We start from the raw sequence: 4,225 nt of genomic DNA on the forward strand, positions 1-4,225 counted from the left end.
GAGACCCTGGAGGATTATCAGAAGCTGCCCCAGGCGGGGAAATTCCAGTGGGAGGCCCGGATCGCTCCGGATCTTCAGGTGCTGGGGGATGAACCGCTGCTGAACCGGATCCTCAGCAACTATCTGGACAATGCCTTGAAGTTCACCCGGACCCGGATCCAGGTGAGACTGGAAGAAGCCGAGGGAGGCGTCCGGCTTTCCATTACCGATGATGGGAACGGCCTGCCCCGGGAGGAACTGGATAAGATCTGGAACCGGCTGTACCAGGCGGATCCTTCCCGGAACAAGAAACAGAACACAGGCCTGGGATTGGGGCTTTCCTTCGTGGCCGCCGCCGCCAAACTGATGAAAGGCAAAGCCGGCGCCGAAAGCCAGGTGGGAAAGGGAAGCACCTTCTGGCTTTTCATTCCTTTTTCATCTTCCTCCCCTATACTGTAACCATCAAAAGGAAAACACAGCATCCATCTGAGGAGGGTTTGTTATGGAAAAGGAAAAAATGGAACAATGCAAAGCACGTTTGGTTGAAGCAGCACAATGGGGCCGGAAACAGATCACCCCTCAGCGGCTGAAGAAAGGCGCCGGGTGCCTTGTGGCCCTGGCCATTGTGGCCGGGGGAGGCAAGTTCGCCATGCACAAGGCCAAGGCGGAAGCCAGGCTCCAGGAAGCCCAGGCCAAGACCCGGATGCTCCAGAACATGGCGGCCCAGCAGAATATTACCCTGGTGTCCACTGATGCGGTGAAGGAAAGCATTGCCAGCACCCTGGGAACGGATCCTTCCTCCATCACTTTCCAGAGCATTACTCTGGATGACCGGAAACCGGGAGAAAAGAAGGAACACCGGAAGGACAGCAGGAAGGAAAAGAAACAGGAGAAAAAAGACGGCAAACGCCAGTCTGAAGACCGGAAAGGAGCCGGACGGCAGGCTGAAAACCGCCAGGGTCAGCCAGGAGAGAATGGCCAGCCCGGTCAGCCTGGCAGCCAGAACGGCCGTCCCGGCCAGGGGGATGTCCAGGGACAGCGTCCGGATGGCCAGCCCGGGCAGAACGGAGAAAGGGAAAACCGGAATGACAGCCGGACCGGAGCCACTTCCCGGCAGCCGGGGATGCCCCGTCCGGAAATGGCCAAGGCGGCCAATGCTTTCCCGGGGGTGTATCTGGCCCGGTGTGAAAAAGACGGCATGGGCTACCAGTTCCTGGTGGATGCCCAAAGCGGACAGGTCCTGCACGGACAGGTCCATAAACTGAATCCCATCCAGCAGCTGCTGGACTGAAGGAGGAACCATTATGACGAAAATCGTGACCTATGCCATGGCCAAACCTTATGAGACCATGAAGAACCGTTTCAAAAAAATCACCAGCGTCTTCCTGCTGGGGGTGACCCTGGTGCTGGGAGCCAGCGCTATGGCAAGCTCCAAAGCCGAAGCCGCCACCCCCTGGGACAACCAGGGCCCCCGGATGGAACGCCGGGACAACGGGAACCAGAAGGCTTTCGAAAAACGTCAGAAGGAAATCCAGAAGAAACGGGATGCGGAAGCCAGAAAGAGACGGGAAGCGGAGATACGGAGAAGAAAAGAGGAAGAACGGAGACACCGTCAGCAGAATCAGGATAAAAAACGTCCGCCCATCCAGCAGAAGGCAGGGTGGGGGAGATAAAGAAGAAGGAGCTGTTGCGCGTTTTGTGCAACAGCTCCCTAGCTATAGAGCCGCATAGCGGCTCAAGTCGGGAGTCTGAAGTCTGGAGCCGAATGATAAATTTGCAGGCAAATTTTTAAATGTGCAAAACCTTTGGACGAAATGATATCCCAGGTCGATTTCGAGTCTGGTTCTATATAATCGAAAGGATCCGTCCAACCAGGCGGATCCTTTCCTGAGGCTTCCGACTCCCGACTCCTGACTTCCGACTAAAAGGGGCTGTTGCCCAGGCAACAGCCTCCTTTTTTCAGCAATTCCCCTCATACACGTACTTCAGCCATTTCCTGGCCAGAGCGGCCAGATGGTACACCGTTTCCACCGGGGTGGGGGGCAGGTCCAGGTGCCAGCGGGGGAAGTACCGGGAAATGTGGAGGGGGAGATCCGGGGACAGGGAGGCCAGCCATCGGGCCTCCTTTTCCATGTCTTCCTCTCCGTCATTTTTCCCCGGGATCACCAGGGTGGTCACTTCCACATGGCAGCCGGCTTCCACTGCCAGCCGGATATTGGTCTTCACTGTTTCCAGATCCCCCTGGAGCCACTGGTAGAACTCCGGGGTGAACCCTTTCAGGTCGATGTTGGCGGCGTCCACCAGGGGAAGCAGGGCTTCCCAGGGCTCCCGGCACAGAAATCCGTTGGTCACCAGGACCGTGGCAAGGCCGTGCTCTTTCAGCAGACGGGCACAGTCCCGGACATATTCATAGCCCACCAGGGGCTCGTTGTAGGTAAAGGCCACTCCGATGCTGCCGGCTTTTTCCCGGTATTCCAGGGCCAGGGCCAGCAGCTGCTCCGGATCCAGACGGAGCCGGGCGGTTTCCGGTCCGGCCTGGGCAATGGAGGCGTTCTGACAGAAGGGACACCGGAGACTGCAGCCCCAGCTGCCCAGGGACAGGATCTGGCTGCCGGGATGGAACCGGCGGAGGGGCTTTTTCTCGATGGGGTCCAGGGCCAGGGAAGTGAGGAAGCCGTAATTGTCCGGCAGGATGCGTCCGTCCCGGTTGGAGCGGGCCCGGCAGAAGCCGGTCTGCCCCGGGGCCAGCCGGCAGTGATGGGGACAGAGAGGGCAGGTGAGCAGGGCGTCTGTTTCCGTCATCTGTGTCTCACCACCTGGAACCGGTACAGCTGGACAGGCTCTGTGGCCGCTATATTTCCTTTCTGACGGGCGATGGCAATCTGTTCCTCCGTTGTATCCACTCCGTCCAGATCCGGCAGCAGAAGGCCTCTCCGTTCGTCCCGGGCACTTTTTACAATGACGCCGTACTTCCGGGGATCCAGCCCTTCAGGTCCGGAAACCGGTTCCGGGGTGCTGAGCACATCCACATTGTATTCCAGGAAGGGCAGTTCTTCCGGCCGTACCGGCGGGAACCGGGGATCCCGGGAGGCGGCGGAGATCCCGTTCCGGAGGATTTCTTCCGCCACATTGGCCTGGGTGGGCAGAAAGGTACCGATGCAGCCCCGGAGCTGGTCATGGAGATGGAGGGAGACAAAGGCACCTGCCCGGGTCTGGAGCATCTCCGGGGGGAGATGGGCCGGCAGGGAGGCCATTTCCCGGTGTTTCACCCAGGTTTCCACGGACAGCCGGGCCAGCTTCACATAGGGATCTTCCCGGGCGATCCGGTCCTCCCGCTGCTGCTTCTCCGCCTGGAGCAGCGGAGGAAGGAACTGCCGGGCTGGATCCGGTCCCTGGGGCAGGAAGGAAGCCACTCCGTAGCCCACCCCGAAGGGTCCTTCATAGGACAGGAGACGGGAGGCCACGTCCCGGCCGTCCCAGGCACCAGCCATGATCCAGAAGGAGCGGAGGCCGCATTCCGCCGCCCGGGTGCACAGGGAGTGGTCCAGGGTCAGGAGCCGGAAAAAGTCCCCCTGGCCCAGGGCTTCCGTGCACTGCCGGTCGAAGACGGGACCTTCCGGCACATAGCCGTAGGGACCGTCCTCCTTCAGTTTGTGGGACAGGTCCCCGCTGGCGATGAACACCGCCCGGCGGCCCAGCTTGTCCGCCGCGTCCCGGATGCACCGGCCGAAAAGGTAATGGACATCAGGGCCGAAGCCGGACAGGCCGATCCGGACCACTTTCACCTGGTCCAGGGAGCCGTATTTCCGGTAGAAATACAGGGGAATCATAGTGCCGTGGTCCAGGTCCGGATTCCGTTCCCCTTCAAAACCCGCCGGGATCCCGGCTTTTTCCGCTTCGTCGGCAATCAGGGATGCCAGCTCCTGGTCATAGGCTGCGGAAATCTCCACCTGGGGGGCCCGGAACTGGGCGAAGTTCCCCTGGGCCTTCCGGCCCGGGGCCATGTGGAAGTAGTCCAGGTACATTTCCGCATGGGGACTGGTGATGATCAGGGTATCCGAATGGAGCTCCGCCGCCTGTTTCATGACTGCCTCATAGGCAGCGGTGGTGGCGGCGATTTTTCTCTCCTCCCCCCGGCCCACTTCCGGCAGGATGATGGGGGGATGGGGGACCGCAAAAGAAGCAAGGATTGTCATAGGAAACACCTCTCTTTCCTTTATTTTAGCACAGAAAAGGCTGCCGCATT

The 4,225-nt window shown here is 60.1% G+C and carries 5 protein-coding genes; 3 read left to right on the top strand and 2 right to left on the bottom strand.

All coding sequences use genetic code 11. The features are described 5' to 3' along the window. The 3 genes from QVO43_RS07400 to QVO43_RS07410 form a co-directional block, all read left to right on the top strand. On the top strand, positions 1–438 hold a 438-nt coding region (locus QVO43_RS07400), incomplete at its 5' end, for a sensor histidine kinase (protein WP_288174721.1). 43 nt (positions 439–481) lie between these two features. Further along, complete coding sequence (locus QVO43_RS07405) at positions 482–1,270, top strand: hypothetical protein (RefSeq protein WP_022487895.1); 789 nt, start codon at positions 482–484, stop codon at positions 1,268–1,270. 13 nt (positions 1,271–1,283) lie between these two features. Then, positions 1,284–1,652, top strand: a complete 369-nt coding sequence (locus tag QVO43_RS07410) for a hypothetical protein (protein WP_022487896.1) — start codon at positions 1,284–1,286, stop codon at positions 1,650–1,652. Positions 1,653–1,938: 286 nt separating this feature from the next. Here the strand turns inward: QVO43_RS07410 and amrS are convergent, their stop codons facing one another. Beyond that, a complete protein-coding gene (gene amrS, locus QVO43_RS07415) occupies positions 1,939–2,781 on the bottom strand; it encodes an AmmeMemoRadiSam system radical SAM enzyme (protein ID WP_022487897.1) in 843 nt (280 codons plus the stop codon). After that, entirely contained in the window at positions 2,778–4,175 is a 1,398-nt protein-coding gene (gene amrA, locus QVO43_RS07420) for an AmmeMemoRadiSam system protein A (protein ID WP_022487898.1), read from the bottom strand. The genes amrS and amrA overlap by 4 nt, the downstream gene beginning before the upstream one ends. Positions 4,176–4,225: the final 50 nt, after the last annotated feature.

This window comes from Acidaminococcus sp. CAG:542 (genome assembly GCF_000437815.1).
In the GTDB taxonomy this organism is placed as follows: Bacteria; Bacillota; Negativicutes; order Acidaminococcales; family Acidaminococcaceae; genus Acidaminococcus.